Raw genomic sequence first — 23,278 nt, forward strand, 5'->3', positions numbered from 1 at the left:
TGGATCAGGCGAAAAGTTTCATATAATTTAACTTATTTTCATAAATTTAACATTACTGTAAAAATAGTTGAAAATGAGGATCTTCACTGAATGAGATTAAATTCGTTTTTCGAAGAATAGCGATAAGATGGAATTTTGTATTATAATGAAAGGATAGTCAACTGGGATTGGTTTGCCGCGTTGGGGATGTGGGGGCGGGTTCGTTGTCCCACAGTTTCGGGGGAATCTTCGGGCGGAGCCACAGTTCCCGACCCTGCGTCCCAATTGCACGCGTAAAACTGCGGGCCCAGTCTAAAAATTGGTGGTGTCTCTTTTACATGTTAGTGAACAAAATTCCAAAGGATAAAATTAAATATTGCATTGAAAATCTTGAAACAATGTTTGACCCTCAGGTTGAACGTGATTATAGCATGCTGAAACAAGCCCTTTCATTGTTTAGAAATGGTGCTGTTTATAATGCGGCTATTGAAGGTGATACGATCACTGCCGCCGTTCAGGATAAGAGCGACACCTATACAACCACACTGGAGCTAGATTTTATGGAGATCAGCTTTTGCAGCTGTCAGCTAAAAGACGAGATTTTTTGTGTTCATAAATTAGCGACGCTTTTTTATATTTTTTCCTTATTTGACAGCCCTGGAGAGTTTTTTAATCAGTGGAAGGAAGGATTCAAGTATACCGCTACTGAAAAAATGCCGCCAATTACGAAAAAACCAATATTGGAAGAACCCAAGAAAAAAGAGCGCACCTATCAAGAGGATTCGCTTGAAAGCTGGCTCACCTTTTTTAACGAAAAATATATTCAGTTTTCAAAAAAACGAGAAGCGCGCATGTCGACGTACTGGAATTATCAGCGGAGCACCAATTTGGCTGAGGATCTTTATGAGACCTTTTATCCCACCTTACTCGATACGGTGATGCCATCATCACCCATTGGTGAAAATTTATTTCATTTCCACGCAGCGCTTTCAGTTTTTGAAAAAATATTAGAGAATGCAGCGGATATTTATTCGTCCTCATATTCAAATCACTATACCCGCAAATATTTAGGTGAAATTCTGGCTGACATCGCAGAACTTGCATTCAATGTGCGCAAAAGCATTATAGAACGGACAAACGCTGATGAAAAAATCCTTAGCGAAACACCCGAGCGGTTGGTGAACATTTTATTAATGACCAGGGATTTTCAATATGATCGCTTATATCTGTTTCAAATTGCATGTTCCAATTTAATTTTGACAAAAGAGCAGTTAGACAGCCTCAAACGCAAGCTTCTTGCACGGGGCAAAAAAGAAGAGAAATTGAAAGAGCTCGGAAAAGTTAATTTCTCATCTGAATGTAGATTGGCTTTGGCCCACCTTGATTTTATCGTTGAAAAAGACAAAGTGGCCATTAAACGTCTTTCGGATGGCCCTGCAAACGAAGTGTATTATTATACAACATGGTTTAAATCATTGGCGCAAAATAAAGTTTGGGATCGGTTTAAAATCTGGCTTTCTTTTATTGAAAAAAGAATGAATGAATACATCCATCAATATGGGGAGCAGCAATTAAAACGAGAGTTAACGACATTTTATTTATTTTATATAAAAGGATATGCAAACGAAAAAGGCAAAGAAGACGTCTACATCAATACATTGCAAACATGGCTCCCGTATAGCTACGGTGATTTCTGTGAATATTTATTGGAACAAAAAGAATTCCGGATGTGGACTGAGCTTCAATTGTTTGCCGGAATCGCCATCGAAAATATCGATAAAGGGCTTCTAAAGGAAATTGAGGAAAAAGATCGGTCATGCCTCCTGCCGCTCTATCATCATGCGGTGGAAGCCGCCATTTCCGAGAAAAGCCGGGATGCCTACAAACAGGCCGTCAAATATTTGCGGAAGCTCCGCACACATTATAAGTCTTTGAAAAAAGAGGACGTTTGGAACAGCTATATTCATATGCTTTCTGCAAAATATAAGCGATTAAGAGCCTTTCAAGAGGAATTGCGAAAAGGGAAAGGAAAATTAATCAATGATTAAACAACTTCAGTACGAAATTCAAGTCGATTATTTGGATTCTAATCAATTTATTATTTATGCAAAACATTTAGAGCAAAACGGGAGACGAGCCGCGCTGGGAGATTGGCGCCCACTTCTTTTTTCGTGGCATGCCGAAAGTTATTTTGGAACAAAGTTTCCTGAAGTCGGTGAAGGAGTTCAGTTATCTTCATCGGACATTTTGCAGTTTTTTTCGGATGCGGCGCATCAAAGTTCACTTTTTTCGTTTTCTTTTGGTAAGAGTGTTGAATGGCTTCGGAAATGGGCTCCTGTGATTTTTACCGAAGTAGTAGAGGGCCGGATTGTACCGGATTTTGCACAGTGGAATGCCGGTAAGTTCGGTTGGAAGCTGATGAATAGTTTTAGCGAATTAAGAATAGAGGAAGAAAGTTCTTTATTTACATTTTCGTTCATTCGCGAATGGTTATCGGAAGCCATTATGGAGTTTGTCGAGAAGGATGAAGCCCTCGGTACACGCTGGGCCAAAATCTTGGAAAAACATCCAGCTTTATTGAAACAAAACAAAGGCTCAGACGAGACCGTTGTCTTTATTAGTGAAGAAACCTGGTTAGAGCAAATTGGCTGGACTCCGGACCAGGCACCGTTTACCGTTGAACTTAGGTTAAGTGAACCGGTTGATGAATCAACGGATGAGGCGTTGGATGATTCAATGGTGAAGATGCCATCGGGTGTCCCAGAAGCGGAAACGGGTAGCAGAAACTCCTGGACTCTAGATATTCTTTTACGAGATAAAACAAATGCGAATCATTGGATTGAATGGAAAAACAACGATACAGCGAGTGCAGTTCCAGCTGAGTGGCATAGTTTCCTTAGTAAAATAACGAAAAGCATCGAGCTTTGGGGCCATATCGTTCCATGGCTTAAATCTGCCAATCCAGCTGAAGGCATCATCCATTCGCTTCGAGAAGATCAAGCTTGGACATTTTTATCCGAATCAAGCATTCAGCTTGCTGAAGCCGGGGTTGAAATCCTCCTCCCATCCTGGTGGCAGGAAATTCGAGCCATGAACCCGAAAATGAAAATTCAACTGCGCTCCTCGGTTGGATCAGCGCAGCAATCCCTTTTAGGCTTACAAGCGATTGGAGATTTTGATTGGAAATTTGCGACCGGAAATGCCGAGCTTGATGAAGATGATTTTTTACAGTTAGTCGAGCAAAATCGACGTTTAGTTAAAGTGAATGGAAAATGGATGAAGCTGGACCCTGCTTTTATCAAGCAAGTAAAAGAAATCATGGTGCGTGTGAAAAAAGAAGGGCTTTCCTTCCAAGATATCCTTGCACAGGAATTAATGACAGCCAGCACACCAGGTGATCAGGATAATGACGAACTTGATAACCCGTTATCGCAAATCCAAATCGGTCTCAACACTCATTTGGAAAAATTAATTTTTCAATTGCATAACATGACATCGATTCCTTCTATTAATATACCAAATAGCTTGCACGGTGAATTACGCGCCTATCAAAAGCATGGTGTAGAATGGCTTGTATTTTTACGAAAGTTCGGATTTGGTGCATGTTTGGCCGATGATATGGGCCTCGGGAAGACAGTCCAAATGATCACTTATTTTTTATATATAAAAGAACTTGAAAAACCTAAAATGCCAGCACTCATTATTTGCCCAACTTCTGTACTTGGAAACTGGCAACGTGAGTTACAAAAGTTTTCTCCAATGTTAAATGTACACCTTCATTATGGGAGTTCGAGAAAAAAAGGTGAAGAGTTGGCTCAAACCGTTACCGACTACGATATCGTGCTAACCTCCTACGGGTTATCCGCAATGGATGAGGAAGATCTTAAAGCAATTTCATGGAGTACGATTTGTCTTGATGAAGCCCAAAATATAAAAAATGCTTTTACAAAACAATCAAAAGCGATACGGAGCTTCAACGGTCAACATCATATTGCTTTGACCGGTACGCCGATTGAAAACCGACTCACCGAGCTTTGGACTATTTTTGATTTTATAAACAGAGGATATTTAAGCAGCCTCCACTCTTTTTCGAGACGGTATGTAGCGCCAATTGAGAAAAATAAAGATGAAAAAAAGATCAAACAAGTGCAGCAGCTTGTTAAACCGTTTCTATTGAGACGGACAAAAAAAGACGAAATTGTAAGTTTGAACCTACCAGATAAACAGGAACAAAAAGAGTACATCCCGCTTACGGTGGAACAGGCATCGCTTTATGAGCAGCTTATTCAAGATACGTTTGACAGAATTGAAAAGCTGTCAGGAATGGAGCGACGCGGACTTATCTTATCGATGTTAACAAAGCTGAAGCAAATTTGTAACCATCCGGCGCTTTATTTAAAGGATGCTTTTTCAGAACTTTCTTTACTGGAACGTTCTAACAAAATGGAAAAACTAATTGAATTGCTTGAAAATATTTTGAACCAGGGTGAAAGCAGTCTTATTTTTACCCAATATATTGGGATGGGAAAAATGATTCAACATGTTATTCAGGAGCACTTTGGTGAGACCGTTCATTTTCTGCAAGGCAGCTTGAGGAAGCAGGATCGGGATAACATCATTGATTCTTTCCAGGATGGCCAACAAAAGCTGCTGGTTTTGTCGTTAAAGGCCGGTGGAACCGGGCTAAACCTTACAGCAGCCAACCACGTTATTCATTATGACCGTTGGTGGAATCCAGCTGTCGAAAACCAAGCAACCGACCGGGCTTATCGAATCGGACAAAAACGCTTTGTCCATGTTCACAAACTTATTACTACCGGGACATTGGAAGAAAAAATTGATGAAATGATTGAGAAAAAGAAATCATTGAGCGACGACATCATATCGGGAGAAAATTGGATCACTGAGCTTTCAACAGATGAACTTCGCGACTTGTTCACACTCCGGAAAGATTGGAATGAATGAAAATAACCGAAATGGGCATCCACGGATTCCGATAATGGAGAAAAACGACAACGTTAGAAAAAATGAATTAGCAGGCCAATTCGCATAGTGTTTTGGTCTGCTTTTCCATTAACGATTAATTTTCAATTCTTTTTTCAAGTTGGAACAATCGCTTGTCCATTTCAGTTATTCGATTATTGATATAATCCGCCTCAAAATCTGTTTTCTTTTTTGTCTGCTTCAACAATCCTATAACATCTTCTGTTTGAGAAACCTCTATTCTATTTACCGTTTCTTTAATTTCTTGTATATTAGCTTTTACTGGTTTCATATCCTTTTGTAATTCCGATACATCAGTGCTTACTGTTTTCATGTCTATTTGCAATTCCGATACATCAGTGCTTACTGTTTTCATGTCTATTTGCAATTCCGGCAAAATCTCAGTTTTTACCGTTTTCATATCATCTTGTAGTGTTTTCATATCATTCTGTAATTCTAATAAGATCTCAAGAATTCTTTTTTCCATTCTATTCACCTACCATACAGTTATTATAATACGGATTAATACTTCTGACTACGGGCTTTTCCATATTACATTCCCCTACTGAAGTCCCTACTTTTTTTGTGTATAGTAAATCCATCACGCATCGAAAAATTTTCCTTGTTTTCACCCTTTTTCCTTCACATTTTAATCAAAATTTAGCCATAGATTCGACACAGGTGTCTATTTTAATTTTTGATTGCGATGTTACAATAAAAGTGTAAAGAGTAATATTACTATAACAACAATAAAAACCTTAACAATGAAGGATGTGGTGCAAATCAGTATTCAAAATGTGAATTTCATTAGGAATAAAGCACCTAAAAATTTTTATGCATCTTTGTGAAATCTTTCACATATTCAATATTTCATTATTAAAATATAAAATTGTTTAAAAACTAATATGAGGTGATTAATATGTTAAAAGGTAAAAAATTAGCATTGCCTGTTTTAGTAAGTGCATCATTATTCTTAGCAGCTTGTGGTTCAAATGCAGTTAAGCAAGATGTCGCTCCACCTCCAGAACAACCAAAAGAAGTAGCAGCTCAAACTGAAGTAATCGCACCACATAAAGACTTAAACCAAGCACCAGTACCATTAAAAATGGAACGTGTGGGTGAACATGAAGTAAATGTTGAAATGACAGCTCAGATTACTGATATTGAAATAGATAAAGGAAAATCATATAAAGCTTGGACATTTAACGGCGAAGCGCCAGGTCCATTAGTAGTTGTGAACGAAGGAGATACCATTAATTTTACACTTAAAAATATGGACCCTTCTATACCACACAGCATGGACTTTCACGCAGTACACGCATCACCATCTAAATCTTTTATTGATGTAATGCCAAATGAATCTGGAACATTCACTTATAAAGCAAGCAACCCAGGTGTATTTATGTATCACTGTGGAACGAAGCCTGTGTTAGCACATATCGCTAACGGTATGCATGGCGTCATTATTGTAAAACCGAAAAATGGATATCCAACTGACAATCAAATCGATAAAGAGTTTGTAATTGTTCAAAACGAATGGTACAAATATAACGATTTAGACGATATGACAAACGGCGTACCAAGCCAAGTTGTATTCTCTACTAAAGCTTTAAAAGAAGGCCAACCAAATACAAATGGCGACACTTACTCATTAAAAGAAAAACCGCTTTTAGCTAAAGTTGGTGACCGCATCAGAATTTATGTTAATAACGTTGGTCCAAACGAAGTAAGCTCATTCCACGTTGTTGGTACAGTATTTGATGATGTTTATATTGACGGCAACCCTGCTAATCATTACAAAGGAATGCAAACAGTAATGTTACCTGCCAGCGGCGGTGCAGTTGTAGAATTTACAGTGGTTGAAGAAGGCAGCTACTCCATCGTTACACACCAATTTAACCATGTACAAAAAGGTGCAGCAGCCATTATTAAGGTTACAAAAGATGGTACAGATGACGGTTCAGCAACAATGAGCCACTAATTCTACAATATTTCTAGTAGATTAAAAGATTGCATAGCCTATATGTATAGAAAAATCAGGTGAAGTAGTGATACGTTCCACCTGATTTTTCTTTTTTTATGGTGAAAAATCTAAGTAGGGTGGATTGTCTATTGGATGACTGATCGGGCTATTTCCTTTTGCATTTCCGGCTGTCCCTCTCTAATAAGAACAGCTTCGGTGTTATGATTGGCAGTATTATTATTGTTTGTCACTGCATTATTACTATGGCTCTGGCTCGAATTTTTATTATTTTTCAAAGAAATAAACTTGATATCCTCTGCCACAACCTCAGTTACGTAAACGCGTTTACCTTCGCTATTTTCATAATGCCTTGATTGGAGCCTTCCAGTTATTCCGATCAGGGACCCTTTTAGGCAAAAGTTCGCTACTGTTTCCGCTGGTTTACGCCAAATATTGCAATTCACAAAATCGGTATCATACCCGCCATTCGCATTTTTAAAGTTACGATTTAAGGCAATTGTAAAATTGGAAACTGCAACCCCGTCACCAGTATATCGAAGCTCCGGGTCTTTTGTAATTCTACCAACTAAAGTAACCTGATTTATCATTAATCATCACACTCCTTATCAAATGCGCCTTGAACCCTCCACTTATGGAAGTGGGAGACATTTGCTGAATTAAGTTAATATATTGATAGAATGAAAAAATCAACACCTCCTATTTCGCGAAAATTGAAGTGGGGATGCTCTTTCTTTTTACCTCAACCTTAGCAAAATGAAGAATCGCAGGCATTGATTCTTTTGGCGAGGATAAAACATTTCGTCAGAAAGAGAAAGAAAGACCATGCAGGGGATTTCTAAGTAAGTAGATTGCTGGATTACAAATGATTGCATTTTCATGGGGTGAATGATTGACTTAAAGTGCAGCATGATGAGGAAAAATTGTGTAAAGTTGCTCTAATGAACGCTCCTCAGTGGTTTTAAAATCCCCTTACAGCTAAAGCACAGCCTCTTGACTGGCTTAACTTTAAATACCTTGATTTCAATTCCAGGTTTTTGTTCCAACTTATAATGATCCATTAATAAAAAAACGCTATTCTTTACAATCAACTCCTTCCTGCTTAACCTTGGATTTTTCTTGAAATGCTCCTCCGATAAAGCTACATATGTCACTAATAAAAGCGGTGGCCGATCCGGCCTTTTTATGACAAAAGACACATCATATTCCTCCAGCTTCATTTGCTTGCCCTCCTTTCTTACTATATAAAATACTAACAAAAGCGTTTTCATGCAAATCGCTAATTTTGAAAATCTGAGGGTAAAATATACTTAAATTTTCAAAATTCCCTTAGAAGATTTTCAAAATCTCAAGGGTAAAATAGCTGAAAAATTAAAAATTCAACAAAATCGCAATATTTTCGTGCAAATTTTTTCATAGTGGTACGTCAGTGGTGCCTGTCCCCACATCGCGGTTGGGGTGGTAGTTGGAATTTCTGAAATGTTAAAAATTACTTCAATCGTGGTATAATATAGATTGAGACAGAAACCTGAAAGGAAGGTGGCCTGCCTATGAAGTCATTTCGACTATGTTCATTAACGGTATTTACAGAAGCAAATAACCAAACAACTAAGCATGATATTCCACTTTTTGAAGGATTAATTATTAATAAAGAAAACCCAAACGACCACTGGCTTATTGAGGGTCTAATAGAAAAAGGCCTTTTTCAATTTTTCAATAGCTTAAAAGAGAAAAATGAAACGATGCTAGTGGAAGCAGCGATCACCAGCAAAGATAACCCTCCTGCGTCTTTTGTGGCAAAAGTAAGAATTATTAAACTCATTAACGACCATCTTCAACTTCTTCTAGAGGCAAAAAGATTAACTCGCAAAGATACATTTTCCGAAATTATTTTGAAGGATTTAATTGATAGAGGGATTTCAGGGGAAAATTTGTTAAAAGATTTTAAACGAATCAAAAAAGAGCGCGGTGTAGAATTCCGCAAGTTGGTTGAGAACGATATAAAAGAAATGAAAGAAAAAAATTATTTTTAAGAACACAAAAAAGCTTGTCCGCGAAAAGACAAGCTTTTTCTATTTCACCCTATTTACATTTAATTGGGCAAGATGTCCCAGCTTCTGGAGGTGAGTCATTTTTATCTTTTAATAAAACAATTAAATAGCGGTCCTTGCTAATGTAGTTTCTTTTTGCATGTATTTTAAAGCCTTTTTCATTTATCTGTGAATGTTGTTTATGACCTTTTTCATTCATAGAATGATACCTCAACTTTCATTACTTTTGGCTTGATAAAGTAATGGTGATAAATTGGAGACTAAATAATGCACTTCATCCACGTCTTCATAATTCTCTCTTCCTTGTTTTATAAACTCTACAAATGAATTTAAAATTGCCGCTATTTGATTTTGTGGCAGTACCTCCTCTTTTTGATCCAAAATAGATATAACTTCTTTTACGGTATTGGTATTTTTATTCATTGTTTTTGAAAAGCTGAATGCTAAAGCAATTTGAAGGCTTTCGTAGGTGGATTTTGGCAGATATATCGGATATTGTTTTTCACAATCTTTTTGGAGCTTGTATAACATCTCTAAAACACGATCAATTAGAACCTTCGAGGAAGTACGGTTTAACCTATTCAATTCTGGTTTTGTTTCTTTCGGATCTACAAAAAACGTTACTCTTTTAGCCTTTAATTTCATCTTTTGCATTTTCTTTTTCTCTCCCTTCCTTTTTCAAAAAAATCCGCTGGATGAAGGCTCACCCAGCGGTCTACCAGAGGATTCCAGCTCGGTACTCCAGGGTGGTGCGAGGCATTACCTAATAAAGCGGGGCATTTTATGAAGTAATGCTTCCTATATTATGTAAAGAGCGCGATAAGCAATACCTTGGAGGAGGATAAAAAATTGACTGAATGCGCTTTCAATTTATTACTGCTTATCACCTCTATACTAACGTGACTAAAAAGACCCATTTTGCAAGAAAGGATGCTCTAAGTCAGGACTTTGGGATTAGATTATAAAAGTAAAGTTACATAAAACTAGCGACATAATGGATTGGACCGAAAAGTAGAATAATAGACAGGAAATAGAGTTGAAATTTGTTTTGAGAGAAGATTATTTGACAGGAAGAACCCGGATGAGGATTTTACAATTGTGTATTTACTGTGTTCAACAAATAAAATAGTAGCCAAATATGACACCTCTCGTCAAATGGTAGCGTTTTTTTATAAGTTGTGTCGAAAATTATGTTGTAAGTATATCACAGAAACTAAAAGTTAGTAAATAGTTTTTTGAAATTTTTTTATTTATTATGGAAAATATTCTCCCCATGGATTTTTATTTTTCCCTTTAATTCCAGATTAAAGAGCAATTCTTCCAGACCGCTAGTTGAAATTTTAAGGATATTTTGGATCTCTGATACTTGTTTTGGGTTTTCTTCAAGTATTTTTAATAGTTTCCTTTCAATTGGATTGAGATTCTCTGCTTCTAGTAATTGTAGTTTGATAGACTTTTTTGTAGGATAGACCAATTTTCCTTCGGTTTTTGAATGTTCCTTTAGGTTGAGTGACATTATTCCAAGATAAGGCTTAGCAATCGATTGTAAAAGTAAATTTGTTCCCCTTCCATTAGGTTCATCTATACGGTTGGGAACAGCAAATATTTCTCTACTATACTTTTTCGCAAAGTCCACTGTTGTTAGCGCCCCACTTTTTTCACCAGCTTCAACAACGATTACCTTGTCTGACCAAGCACTGATTAAGGCATTTCTTTTTAAAAAATATTTAGGATGAGCATTTGTGCTCGGTGGATATTCCGACAAAATGGCTCCATTTTCAATAATTTGCTCGTAAAGTGAGCGGTGTTCGGATGGATAACATATATCCACACCATTTGCGAGAAAGGCCAGGGTATACCCATTATTTTTGAGCGCTGTTGTATGGGCATAACTGTCTATGCCCTTTGCCATTCCACTTACAATTGTGATGTTCTGTTTTGAAGTTTCAGCCGCAATTTGTTCGGTTACTTTTTTACCATAATCTGTACATCTTCTGGAACCGACAATTGCAATTGAATTTCTCGGCGGTCTAATCTCTCCTTTAACATATAGGACTATTGGGGATTCTGGACAACCTTTTGCAATTCCAGAATAATTTTGACTATCTATTGTTAAAATATTTATTTTTTGCTTCTCACATTTGTCTTTCATGTATTTTGCTCTATCAAGACAATGATTGGAGATGAAAGACTGGATGGCACGGGTACTTAGACCTTTAATATTTTTCTGCAGGTCTTCATCACTTGCCGCATAGACCTTTTCAGGTGTTCCATAATATTCCAGTAATCTTTTTTGCAAAACAGGCCCGATATGAGGGATTAAGGAAAGCCACAACCAATATATTTCTTCCATGCTATCACCAACATTTTATAGTTTTTTAAAATAATAATTTACCGTTCGCTAATTCTCATATTTCATACGAGCAGCGATTTTTAAACTACTAAAAAATCCCGTTGTTCTTTATCGATATCCCGTGACATTAAGCTGTTGACTAAATCGATCCTGCGAATGTTGTCTGAACTATCTAAGTCTGCAAATGTTCTTGCAACTTTTAAAAACCTATGTAAAGTTCTTGCACTATAACGAAAGCGATTATATGCTTCTTTAATCAGCTGTTCATTTTCACTATCTAGTTCACAATATCTTTTTATAAGAGCAGGGGGTAGGTCAGCATTAGAGATTATATTAGGATAACCTTTATATCGTTTTTGTTGGAATTCTCTTGCATTTTCTACTTTTTCTCTTATTTGCGAAGAACTTATTTTACTATAATTTTCTTCAAAGAAGTTTACTGAGGTGACATGCTTTTGAATATCGATACGATCAAGTATCGGACCAGATAGTTTTTGACGATAGCGATGAATTTCATAATCGGTGCATCGGCATTTATCCGTGCCATGATAACCGCACGGACATGGGTTCATTGCAGCAACTAACATAAAATTAGAGGGATATGTGTTTGTATTGCTAACTCTAGTTATAGTTACTTCACGGTCTTCAAGTGGCTGTCGTAAAGAATCTAGGGTCTTCCGATTAAATTCAGCTATTTCATCAAGAAATAAAACCCCATTATGCGAAAGCGAAACCTCTCCCGGTGTTGCATGCTGACTTCCTCCGATAAGGGCATGTTGGGAAATGCTATGGTGTGGGGAACGAAACGGGCGGTCAACGATCAGATTTCCTTTGTTTTTTAATAGATTAGCAACACTATAAATTTTCGTAACCTCAAGGGCTTCTGCTTCCGTCATTTTGGGAAGAACGGATGGAATTCTTTTTGCAATCATAGATTTACCACAGCCCGGAGGACCTGAAAGTAAAAGATTATGATTGCCCGCAGCCGCTACAGTAATATATTTTAAAAGCTGTTCATGCCCTTTTACGTCGGAAAAGTCAAGGTTTATATTTGAAGTAGTTTGTTGCGATTGCCGGGATTTTTTTTCAGACTGAAGTGAGCGGTTTCCTTCAAGTAAGTCTGCCACTTCCTGTAAATCCTTAGCAGAATAGATGTTTATCCCTTCAACCAAAAGGGCTTCTTGCACATTTTCTTTAGGTACAATCAGGTGGCGAATTCCTTCACTCTTCGCCTTGATAACCATTGGCAAAACACCAGATGATGGACGGATTTCTGAGTTAAGTGATAACTCACCAATAAAACCAAATAATTTCAGACAATCTTGAGTGACATTGATTTGATCTGTTCTGGTTAGAATCCCAATCGCCATCGCCAGATCAAAGTGGGTACCTCGTTTTTTCATATCTGATGGAGCAAGGTTTATAACGAGCTTGAACAATGGGAAATCATAGCCTGCAGCAGTGATAGCAGAAACTAATCTTTCTTTTGCCTCCTTAACCGCAGCATCTCCCAACCCGACAATGGAAACTGAGGGCAGTCCATGAATAAGGTCTGTTTCGACCTCAACAACATAGCCATCAACACCTGAAATATTAAAGCTGTAAATCGTTGATGCCATTACATTTGACACCTCTCTTATGAGATTATTTTGATAGGAATTGATATGATAAATTAAGAAAAATAAGCGGTAAAAATAATGAAAGGATTTTGAGGTTGTGGAATGATGTAAAATAAAAATGGTTTATTTTTATTTACTAGTATAGTTGGATTTTGTCGAAATGTAAACATAATTATTTGACTCTTTATAATATTATTTTAATTTATTGTTATAAAAAAAGACCATTAATATTAATTAATGATCTCTGCTAAATTGCCTCTTTCCCCGCTTGCGTAAATGTAACCTTCTTCGTAGTCAGGGTGGTCTGATTTAATTTTATACCATGTACCGTCGTTTCTTTTTATCTCTTCGAGCACTATCATTCCAACACCGGCATATCGATGTTCATATAGTAGTTTGTCGCTTGTGCTTGGGCCGCTTCTTACGTTTAATGATGGCACCTTGCTAAGTGCGATTTTGTAACTATTCCAATCATCTTTTCCTAAATACTCATCAATGACATACATGCGGCCGGCAACTTTTTGGCCCCAGTATGGGTCTGATGCATAAAATAAATTGACGCCGACACCTTTATGTCCTAGGAATGAGCCGTTGTAGAAACTGCGTTCTCCAGGTGTTAAGTAATTTTGCTTTACATATTTTGCTGCATATAAAATACATTCTTCAAAACTATTAAATTGCATTGCATTATTATAGGCATCTGCATCGATTGCCTTAATGCCATATAAATTAAATTTATCCGTTGCTATTTTACTTGTGCCCCAAGCACTTTCATGAATCGCATGGGCCAGCAAGTATAACGCATTGACACCTGTTTCTTCTTCAGCCTGTTTAAAAACTTTTCCCAAACCGATAAGCGGTGAAGTTGGTTTTTGGGATCGTACATAATCATCAAGGTCCTCAGCAGAATAGTTTGTTTCAGAAAGCAATGGTAGATAGTTAAAATATTGAAGGTATGTGCCTTCCGTAAAAGTTTTACCGTCAAAGCTATAGTCTTTTTCCCCTTCTTTCAAAAATTTAGGGGCTGGTCCAAAAATATAGCTTCCTAGTGCACCATTTTCCGTAATGTAATGACGTAGGTAACCCGATGAAACTTTATAATAGGTTCTACTTTCTACTTCGTCCTCGGGAACAATTTTTACATCGGCTTTATTTACATAGCCGACTACGCCTGCTAATTCCACTTCCACCTTGTTGCCAATCAATTCAAGGAATTTCATTTCAGTGCCGACGTTAACATATGTACGGACCCGCTTCATTCCATCTTCATAAACGTTCAAAAGCTTTGTTGCAATAACAATATTGTCTTTGCTTGTATCTATTTTTTCCTTATCAGCTCCAACTTTATTTCCCGCTTGTTCTTTTGATTGTTCTTCTTGTTTTTCTTTTTCAGCTTCCTGCTTCTGTTTTTCTAGCTCTGCTTTTTGCTTTTCTTGCTCTTGTTTTTCAAGAAGATTATACATCTTATAGATTACAGCAGCGGTCTGTGCGCGGGTAACCCCCTCTTTAGGACGGAAGGTGTTGTCGTCATAACCACCCATGATTTCATATGCAAAAATAGGTTGAATTGCTTCTGCGTATTTTATATCTTTAGCATCTTTAAAACTAGAAGTTTGTGCAGGACTTTCATTCAAACCATTTGATGTTAAAACTCGACTAACCATCAGCGCGATTTCTTCACGTGTTAAAGTTCGGTTAGGCAAAAACTTCCCATCACCAACACCATTAATGTAGCCTGCAGCCGCGGCATTATGAACTTCCGCTTTCAATGGATGGTTCATGGTATCAGTAAAAGTTTTAGTACTTGCAGTTGGTAGTTTTAAAGATCTGTTTAAAAAGGCTGCAAATTGCGCTCTAGTAACAAGTTGGTTAGGAAAAAAATTCCCCTTCCCATCACCATTCATAATTTGCAAGGATTCAAGAGAACGCATTTCTCTTTCAAAATAATGTCCGGTGATATCGTCATTCGCTGAAACCGATATGGCCTGGACACTTGTCGTTGTAAGCATAATTGCTGTTAATGCCGTTATTAATTTTTTGTTTTTCATGGATGCCGCCTCCTCTATTAAATCAATTTCACCTTGGCGTATTGGCACTCAGATTTTTTTCAAGCACTTAAAGTAAAAATTCATATGTATACCAGATGAATGGTTGACCTGGCACCGCAAAGATTTCATGCGACCAGGCCACACCCATTCTACTCCGGACTTGCTTCTACTCTACTGATACCACCGCAAAATCTTCACTATTTCCTTGACTCACCAATGCACGATATAGAAAAGTAACAAATTCCCCTCTTGTGACAGCTTTTTCTGGAGAATATGTTGTTTTGGTTGTGCCGCCTGCTAAGCCAGATTGATAGAGTTTTAAAATATCATTAGCGAATGATGATTTCGCAACATCGTTAAATGGGGTTGCGGCTCCAACCCCTAATTCAGCAGCAGCACCTTTAGCCTGCAATTGAAACGCCCGAACTAGTAAAGCCGCCATTTCGCCTCTAGTTAACACATCACCTGTTCCAAAGTGATTCTGCGATTTTCCGTTCATAATTCCAGCCTTTTTAACAGCCGCTACTGACGAATAATAATACTCGCTAGCTTTTACATCCGAAAAACCTGGATTCACAACGCCCTCTGTATCTAATCCTAGTATCCTAGCAAAAAATACAGCTGCCTGCTCCCGAGTAAGCTGGATTTCGGGTCCAAACTTTCTTTCCCCAATTCCTTTTAAAAGCCCTTCATTATATAAAACTATTGCGGAATTCGCGAAAAAGTCCGTTGCTTTTACATCTAAAAATTTTACCTGAGTTGGTTCCTTTTTCTCTATTTTATCAGACGTCTTGAATGATAGAACATAATCTTTTATGCCTGAATCAATTTTTAAAAGATAACTAGATTCCGGTTTTAAAAGTTTTGCAGGTGTTATTTTAAATCCTTCCAATGAGGTCGGTTCTACATTGATTTCAACATTTTTTCCACCTAACTCAATTAAAGAAACTTTTTCCTTCAATGTATCTGCTGAAAAAACTCCATTCAAATGGACTGCGATTTCCACATTAACCGGCACAGCTCCACCAAATTTCTGGCCTGATAACGTTGCCGTTTCCTCATCTAAAAGCAGCATATCCCGGTGAGCAACCTTCAGCTCCTCGCCAATTTCCGTTTCCACATCCGGTTTAATTCCAGTTCCATCAATTACATATCCATCGGGCGTATAAAACTGGGCAACTGTCATTTTGAAAAAATTCCCACTAGACAGCTCAAACACGGTTTGTGCCACACCTTTGCCGAAAGTGGTCTGGCCGTAAAGCCGTGCAGCTTTTTGATCTTGAACAGCCCCAGCCAAAATTTCAGACGCACTGGCACTGTCAGCATTAATCAGTAAAAAAATTGGACCAGTCAGCTGCGGATTTTGTTTATTGCTCGTAAAAGAATTGGCATCATGTTCCTGACCCTCTACGATCAAAGCGACCTCAACGCCAGGAAATAAACCCGCCACATCCTGAGCCGCATCCAAATAACCGCCGCCATTATCACGGATGTCAACAATCCAGCCATCAACCTGGCCCACATTTTTCATAGCCTTTTGCAGCTCCGAAACAGAATCTTCATTAAAACTATTTAAACGCAAATATCCAATATCGCCACCCAACCAAGCGGACTCCACCGTCGGAGCAATTTCGGTCAAAGCCCGATTAACGTCAATCGCTATCGTTTCATTCGTTGCAGGACGAAAAACCTTCAAATGAGCCGTCGTACCCGGGCTCCCAAGCAAGTATTCCTGCGCTTCATCAATCGTTTTTCCAGTCAAACCCGTCCCATTTACTTCAATAATAATATCATCCAATTGCAGCGCGGTCTTAATCGCAGCACCTGTTTCAAACAGATACACAACCTTAACCCCTTGGTCATGTTGCTCGCCGATAATCCCGATACCCACATAATTCATATCAATGGATTTTATAAATTCATCAAACTCTTGCTTCGTAAAAAACTCCGTATACGGATCAAGCTCCTCAAGAATTTCATCAATCGTCGGCTTGTCCAAAATCTCCTGACTAACCGGCACATAATACCCGTCTTTGATAATCTCACGAATTTCATCAATATCATCCGCAAAAACCACGGATTGGCAGGCCAATATAATAGAAAATAATAATGAAGCCCATAATCTCTTCTTTTTTAAAAAAAACAAACCTTGCATAAAAGTACTTCCTCTCAAATTATGACATTATCTATTACTGTTCTATTATATTACCACTAAACCCTTTCAAACTCTGTAAAAACATTCCTAAATTTGCGTATTATTTTGGCGGATCTTTTTGGTGGATTGTTGGTTAATAAAGAGCCGATTTTTATTTTTAAAATAAAAGAAAGATGGCAGCAAATTGTGGTTGGGTGCCATCTTTCTCCGAATACTTTTTAAAAGTAATTACCGTTATCTGGATAATCCTGATTTTATCAGCACCAAACCGAATTCTGTGCTCGGTTGATGATAGATAACCAGATTTTATCCTCACCAAATGGGGCCTTGAACGCGTTTGATGATACATAACTTGCTTTTATCCTCACCAATTCGGCCTCCGAACTCGTTTGATGGTAGATTACTTGGTTTTATCCTCATCAAATTGCACTGCGTACTCATTTGATAGTAGATATCTTGTTTTTATCCTCACCAAATTGCTCTTTGACCTCGTTTGATGAGAATAACTGCCAACCTACTCTTGAATATATCCTTTTTCTTGCAGAAAATTCAAAACCGCTGCTACAGATTCCCTTAGCGTTTCTTTGTCTGTTTCCACCACTAGTTCAGGATCCGCCGGTGCTTCATAAGGGGCATCGATTCCTGTAAAACCTTTGATTTCACCATTTCTAGCCTTTTTATAAAGCCCCTTTGGATCCCGCTTCTCGCATTCTTCCAGGGAGCATTTTACATAAATTTCGAGAAACTCCCCGTCATCAACCATCTCACGGACCATGTTACGGTCTTCACGATACGGTGAAATAAAGGCCGTCAACGTCATCACACCAGCATCAACAAACAACTTCGACACCTCACCAATGCGGCGAATGTTTTCCGTCCGGTCCTCTGGAGAGAAGCCTAAATTGTTATTCAAACCATGGCGCACATTGTCACCATCCAAAACGTAGGTCCGAATTCCGCGTTTGTGTAATTCCTTCTCAACAGCTACTGATAACGACGATTTCCCTGCGCCAGAAAACCCAGTAAACCAAAGGATAGCACTTTTATGTCCATTTAAGCGGCGGCGATCACGTTTCGTAATTTGTGCTTTGTGCCAAACAATATTCTTGGATTTCACACACCGTCATCCTTTCATTTTCATTTGGGACGCGCGAAGCAACGGGGACAGGCACCGCCGATAGCACTACTGCCATGCCGACTGCAACATGGGGACAGGCATCTGACCCCATGGCCCAGCCCACACCCTCGTGGCCCACACACCCTACCTCGCAGCACCCCCGTCTCTCACTGTTGTTCCGTTTCTCCCTGCATCCCCCGTATCAACACTTCGGCAACTTCTGGACGGGAAAATTCTGCTGGTGGCTTTTCTCCGTTTCGCAGCATTTCTCTGACCCTAGTGCCACTAAGGTGCACATGGTCTTCTTTCCCGTGCGGGCACGTTTTCGTTGTGCCCATGTTGCCACATTTTTTACAGAAAAAACTATGTTCGAATTTTAGAATTTCAATGCCAATCTCCGCTTTTGTAAATTGATCAAAAATGCGCTGGGCGTCATAGGTTCCATAATAGTCGCCTACCCCAGCATGGTCCCGGCCCACTATGAAATGCGTGCATCCATAATTTTTCCGAACTAAAGCATGCAAAATTGCTTCCCGTGGACCTGCATAACGCATGGCTGCCGGATAAATGACCATACATGTACGATCTTTCGGATAATATTTTTCTAAAATAACTTGATAGCTTTCCATCCGGATCTCAGCGGAAATATCATCACTTTTCGTTTCACCTACAAGCGGATTCAGAAGCAAGCCATCGACGATCTCCAAGGCACTTTTTTGAATATATTCGTGGGCGCGATGTACCGGATTTCTCGTTTGAAAGCCCACGACCGTCTTCCAGCCTAATTCACGGAATAGCCGCCTTGTTTCCGCTGGGTCCATATAAAATTTTTCAAAAGGCTCATGGGTTGGTCGATTTAATAAAACGATTGGACCTGCCAAATAAACATCGCCTTTTTCAAAAATCTTATTCACACCAGGATGAGCATCATCCGTTGTTCCATATACATACGATGCCTCAAGTTCCTTATCGTACAAAAACTTTTCCTTCAGCTGTAAAACACCGTAAACCACACCGTCGTTTCCTTTTAGAGCAATATTTGCCCCAACGTCAAAACGCATAGCCTCCTTTTCTGAAACCGGCAGTGTAATCGGAATACTCCAAACGAGTCCGTTCGCCAGCCTCATTTTTTCCAAAACACTTTCATAATCCCGCTTTCCAAGGAACCCGTTTAACGGGCTGAATCCCCCAATCGCAATTAATTCAAGATCGGAGATGCTCCAATCCGAAATGGTTAAGGAAGGCATTTTCACAGCCCTCGCCAAAAGCTCCTTCCTATGTTCACCAGTCACTACTCTGTTGATCAATTCACCACCATGAGGTGATATCGTCCATTTGTTGGATGTAGACTGAGTAATCATCTTAAACCTCCAGCTCTGATTTTTTCGCCTTTAAAACCCATAAATAACAAATTCAACACCAAAGATACTAATAACCTATGAAAGGTAGGCCAAAAGGGAAGTTGTCAACCGATAAAAATCCTGGGAGTCAGCTAAAAAAATTTTATGGGACAGAGTTTGGGACAGAGTTCCCGACCCCGCGACCCAGAAAATGATAAAGGGTCAAGTTCACCAAAGAACTTGACCCTTTTGTTTTTGAGACGGAGTTGAGACGGAGTTCCCGACCCTGTGTCCCACATTTTACGGTTTTGACCTGCTGCTTTTTTCTTCATTAATACGGACGTTGATGTTATTGATGATATTGTCGTTATCATCAGAGATCGCTGCTTTTTGTTTGACGTATTCGCCAACTAGGTCTCGAGCACGGTTTCCGTTTAATTTTACAACTAAAGAAATTTTGTCATTGTTTTCGACAACAGCTGACTCTACTTCATAATCTTTGCCGTCGCCAATTACAAATGACAGCCTTGTTAATGTGTTTTTATCGATATCGTCGGTAAATTCGAGACTGACGATTGCTCTTGATGAGTCGTTTGTCACCGGTTGAACATAAACGAGCTCTGTTCCACGATACGTATCAATTTTTGGTGCAATGCCGTCTTGAACTCGAAGGTTATTGATCTTGATCGTTTGACCGTAGCGCGTTTTCGTTTTAACGTTGCTGTCCGTTACCACATACACGTATTTTTTGTCATATCTTCCGTCAGCATCTAATTTATCATCAAGTTTAATGGTAATCACGGATTTTCCGCCAACCGTATTCATTGACATCTTGGAATCCAATTTCTCGTTCGAGTCGAACTTGCCATCACTATCTCGATCCCAGAAAACGATAAAGTCGTCATCATCAAAATTGGTTAGTTCTTCATCAAATGTTAGCTTAATTATTTTGTCATCGATAGCTTTTGCGGTCACCTGATTCGTGCTGAATTCCCCCTGAACACTAAGCTTAATTTTGTTAACGATGCTTTGAGTGCGATTGTCATCCTCATCAGCAAGACGGCCTACAACGAGCTCAACATCATCCAAATCATCATCGTCAACGGCCTCCACTAGGTCCCAGAAAAAGTCATCCCAAACTCCTGCAAGCTTGCCAGTTTTTTCAATCAAAATTTCTGCTTTTTTTCCATTATCAAAGGCCTTAAATGTTACGTTAAAACCATCTATCCTATGCAAATCATCTAATAAAGCTATTGTTTTGTTTACTTTTAGCTCATAAAGATCCAATTGATTAATAGAATAGCTGCCGGATGTGGACATTTTCTTTCCGTAATCTATGATTATTCGCACAGATTCTTCATCATCATTCGTAATCATTTTTGCGGTAAAATCGCCTGGCGGCTTTTCGCTGCTTGTTGTAAAGCTGTACTCAAACTCATCGGACACGTTGCCAACTAAGTCTTTTATTTTATCAGCCTGAAGTGTGAACTGTTGCTTCGGAAGTTCCCCGTAATATCGATCAATTGTAAATGTTGCGATTTTATCATTTGTCGAACTGTTTTCAAATCTGATATCTTTTATTTTGATTGTTGTACCCTTGCCGTCCTTAAGCTTGTAGTTGTCAATATCGTCGGCAATATCCTTTTTCACAGATTCAGAGAATGTCACCTTCATTTTGATATTTTTACTGTCAGCGACGGTGCTGTCAACAAACTCCACACTTTCAATAGTTGGAGGCGTTTTGTCTTCGGCAACTTGGATGGCCTTTGTTGCTTTCGTATTTTGATTGCCCCACAGGTCTTCAACTGCTCCATTTTCTAAAATAATATCGGTTGATTTAGTAATCATGTGATTAGAATCGAACGTCAGTACAAGCTCATTCCCATTTTGGACAACTGCCTTGCTTGGGTAATGTGCACTCGATGTGTGATACAAGTAGCCGCGGTAACGCAATTTTATATATCTATCAAAAACAAGAGTGGCCTGATTCGGCTGTACGTTTTTGACCTCAATAAGCTGCGGAGCCGTCTTTTCATACTTCATTGTAAAATCAAAGCTTGAAGTTCTTAGCTCGTTGCCTGCATAATCATGGAGCCAGTCTGTATCCAAAAACTCAAGTTCAAACTCACCTTCACGAAGATTGGATTCGAGCTCAATATGAAGGGCCTGTCCAAATTCCTCGACCGTCGCCTTTTCAATAGAGTATCTGTAATCATTGAGTTCAAGCGTTTTTTCGATATCTTTTTTGGTAAGGGTCTTGCCATTTTCAACCCCAAAATCTAACGGCTCGGAAAAATAAATCACATAAGAGTTTTTGCCAGTAGGCTTAATGCTTGTGACGGTCGGCTTTTCTCTGTCACTAAAGTTGAGGCGGAAGTTCTCCACTTCTCCAGTGATGGCAGAGTCAACAACAAGCTTTGCACTTCCGTCCTTTAGAGCTTTTTCAAGCGTTAGTGTAATTTCTTTTTGGTTCAGCTGAATGTTAGCAACTTTAATCTTGTTGCCGTTGCTATCTTCTATTTTATAAAGTTCCTGATTTGTAACCTGCTGTGTATTATAGCCTGCGTGGTTTGCTGTGATTTTGACTTGCTTTAAGTTAATGGCTTTTGCTTCTTCAAACTTTAGCGGCGTTGTTTTTTCCACCTCGTCTGTTCTGCTCGGACTGGTCATCGCACGCTTCATAAAAATGGCAAACTGGGCGCGTGTTACCCCACTTTTCGGAGCGTATGAACCATCTGTATTACCTTGAACAATTTCGTTTTGGTACAAGGTTTTTACATTGGAAAGATGTTCAGTTGCAATTTTGTCAATGTCCGTGAACGGTACACTCGTGCTATTTTTTTCCTTAAATTGAAAAGCATTCACTAGCCAGCTCGCCATAACCTCACGTGTAAGCGGGGCTGATGGGTAAAAATAGGATGTATCATCATCGTTAATTCCCTCATTTATAAAGGCAGCAAGGTCAGCAGCACTCCAGCTTGATTGGTTAATATCTTTATATTTTTCTAGAATACTAGTGCTGTTGGTCGGCTTATCGAGCTTAAGGGCACGAACAAACATCGCCGCAGCCTCTTCGCGACTAAGCGATTTGTTCGGTTGATAAGTCCCATCCGAATACCCAGTTATAATCCCCTCCTGCACAAGCCATTGAACATCATTATAATAATAAGCATTCGTGCTAACGTCTTTAAATTGAACGGTTTCAGCCTGAGTGATTGTGGGCACACTTGCGCTCGCAACGACAGCAACCGCAATCGTACTAGGTAATAGTTTACGAGATTTCTTCATATGTAAACCTCCATAATAATTATTTTTGGTTAGTCTGGATGTGGTTGATTCTAGATGTATTATTGTTGGATAATTTGCATTTTAGGTGGAAGCCCTGTTTAAATTCGATTATTTTTTCATTATTATTGTCGTTAAATGCTAGGAATAAGTTTCAAGAAAATGTAGGGTTTTCCAACTTTAGCTTACAATACTTGCATATTATGGCGCAAGGATTACATGGAATGTTGGAGGCTTATTGTGGTGTTGGGGAACATATGTGGGACAGAGTTCCCGACCCTGTGGCCCTGTCAGTTCCCGACCCAACGGCCGGTGCGATAGGGGGACAGGCACCATGAATCGACATTAAATGGTACAAAGATGTTTT

At 38.9% G+C, this 23,278-nt stretch carries 16 protein-coding genes; 4 read left to right on the plus strand and 12 right to left on the minus strand.

The window, feature by feature from the left end; genetic code table 11:
• Positions 1 to 317: 317 nt before the first annotated feature.
• Positions 318 to 2,027, plus strand: a complete 1,710-nt coding sequence (locus tag BAZO_RS03440) for an SWIM zinc finger family protein (protein WP_003329880.1) — start codon at positions 318 to 320, stop codon at positions 2,025 to 2,027.
• Entirely contained in the window at positions 2,020 to 4,944 is a 2,925-nt protein-coding gene (locus tag BAZO_RS03445) for a DEAD/DEAH box helicase (RefSeq protein WP_003329881.1), read from the plus strand. Before BAZO_RS03440 ends, BAZO_RS03445 begins: the two co-directional genes overlap by 8 nt.
• Positions 4,945 to 5,059: 115 nt before the next feature.
• On the opposite strand, the gene BAZO_RS03450 is transcribed toward BAZO_RS03445, so the two are convergent.
• Positions 5,060 to 5,449, minus strand: a complete 390-nt coding sequence (locus BAZO_RS03450) for a hypothetical protein (protein WP_003329882.1) — start codon at positions 5,447 to 5,449, stop codon at positions 5,060 to 5,062.
• Positions 5,450 to 5,881: 432 nt separating this feature from the next.
• Here BAZO_RS03450 and BAZO_RS03455 point away from each other — a divergent pair, with 432 nt between their 5' ends.
• Positions 5,882 to 6,943 (plus strand): multicopper oxidase domain-containing protein, encoded by a 1,062-nt coding sequence (locus BAZO_RS03455; protein WP_003329883.1) that lies wholly within the window; start codon positions 5,882 to 5,884, stop codon positions 6,941 to 6,943.
• Between the two features lie 128 nt (positions 6,944 to 7,071).
• Here BAZO_RS03455 and ssb read toward each other — a convergent pair whose 3' ends face one another.
• Positions 7,072 to 7,533, minus strand: coding sequence for a single-stranded DNA-binding protein (gene ssb, locus BAZO_RS03460; RefSeq protein ID WP_003329884.1), 462 nt, complete (start codon positions 7,531 to 7,533; stop codon positions 7,072 to 7,074).
• A gap of 348 nt (positions 7,534 to 7,881) precedes the next feature.
• Positions 7,882 to 8,163, minus strand: coding sequence for a hypothetical protein (locus tag BAZO_RS03465; protein ID WP_003329885.1), 282 nt, complete (start codon positions 8,161 to 8,163; stop codon positions 7,882 to 7,884).
• A 330-nt stretch (positions 8,164 to 8,493) separates the two neighbouring features.
• Here BAZO_RS03465 and BAZO_RS03470 point away from each other — a divergent pair, with 330 nt between their 5' ends.
• Entirely contained in the window at positions 8,494 to 8,976 is a 483-nt protein-coding gene (locus tag BAZO_RS03470; RefSeq protein WP_003329886.1) for a YwpF family protein, read from the plus strand.
• A gap of 49 nt (positions 8,977 to 9,025) precedes the next feature.
• Here BAZO_RS03470 and BAZO_RS22230 read toward each other — a convergent pair whose 3' ends face one another.
• The 9 genes from BAZO_RS22230 to BAZO_RS03510 all read right to left on the minus strand — a co-directional run bounded on the left by BAZO_RS22230 (position 9,026) and on the right by BAZO_RS03510 (position 22,914).
• Positions 9,026 to 9,193, minus strand: a complete 168-nt coding sequence (locus BAZO_RS22230) for a hypothetical protein (protein WP_157382054.1) — start codon at positions 9,191 to 9,193, stop codon at positions 9,026 to 9,028.
• An 11-nt stretch (positions 9,194 to 9,204) separates the two neighbouring features.
• Positions 9,205 to 9,648, minus strand: a complete 444-nt coding sequence (locus BAZO_RS03475) for a hypothetical protein (RefSeq protein ID WP_003329888.1) — start codon at positions 9,646 to 9,648, stop codon at positions 9,205 to 9,207.
• Positions 9,649 to 10,240: 592 nt separating this feature from the next.
• Complete coding sequence (gene dprA / locus BAZO_RS03480; protein ID WP_003329889.1) at positions 10,241 to 11,347, minus strand: DNA-processing protein DprA; 1,107 nt, start codon at positions 11,345 to 11,347, stop codon at positions 10,241 to 10,243.
• A gap of 80 nt (positions 11,348 to 11,427) precedes the next feature.
• Positions 11,428 to 12,966: a YifB family Mg chelatase-like AAA ATPase gene (locus BAZO_RS03485; protein ID WP_003329890.1), complete on the minus strand. Its 1,539-nt coding sequence runs from the start codon at positions 12,964 to 12,966 to the stop codon at positions 11,428 to 11,430.
• Between the two features lie 230 nt (positions 12,967 to 13,196).
• Positions 13,197 to 15,014: an S-layer homology domain-containing protein gene (locus tag BAZO_RS03490; protein ID WP_003329891.1), complete on the minus strand. Its 1,818-nt coding sequence runs from the start codon at positions 15,012 to 15,014 to the stop codon at positions 13,197 to 13,199.
• A gap of 166 nt (positions 15,015 to 15,180) precedes the next feature.
• A complete protein-coding gene (locus BAZO_RS03495; RefSeq protein WP_003329892.1) occupies positions 15,181 to 17,169 on the minus strand; it encodes a S41 family peptidase in 1,989 nt (662 codons plus the stop codon).
• Positions 17,170 to 17,683: 514 nt separating this feature from the next.
• The gene (gene cysC, locus BAZO_RS03500) at positions 17,684 to 18,286 is read right to left on the minus strand and encodes an adenylyl-sulfate kinase (protein WP_003329894.1); all 603 of its coding nucleotides are present in this window, start codon (positions 18,284 to 18,286) and stop codon (positions 17,684 to 17,686) included.
• Between the two features lie 167 nt (positions 18,287 to 18,453).
• A complete protein-coding gene (gene sat / locus BAZO_RS03505) occupies positions 18,454 to 19,647 on the minus strand; it encodes a sulfate adenylyltransferase (RefSeq protein WP_003329895.1) in 1,194 nt (397 codons plus the stop codon).
• A gap of 279 nt (positions 19,648 to 19,926) precedes the next feature.
• Positions 19,927 to 22,914 (minus strand): S-layer homology domain-containing protein, encoded by a 2,988-nt coding sequence (locus tag BAZO_RS03510; protein ID WP_003329896.1) that lies wholly within the window; start codon positions 22,912 to 22,914, stop codon positions 19,927 to 19,929.
• Positions 22,915 to 23,278: the final 364 nt, after the last annotated feature.

The organism is Schinkia azotoformans LMG 9581 (assembly GCF_000307855.1).
Classification (GTDB): domain Bacteria; phylum Bacillota; class Bacilli; order Bacillales; family Bacillaceae_J; genus Schinkia; species Schinkia azotoformans.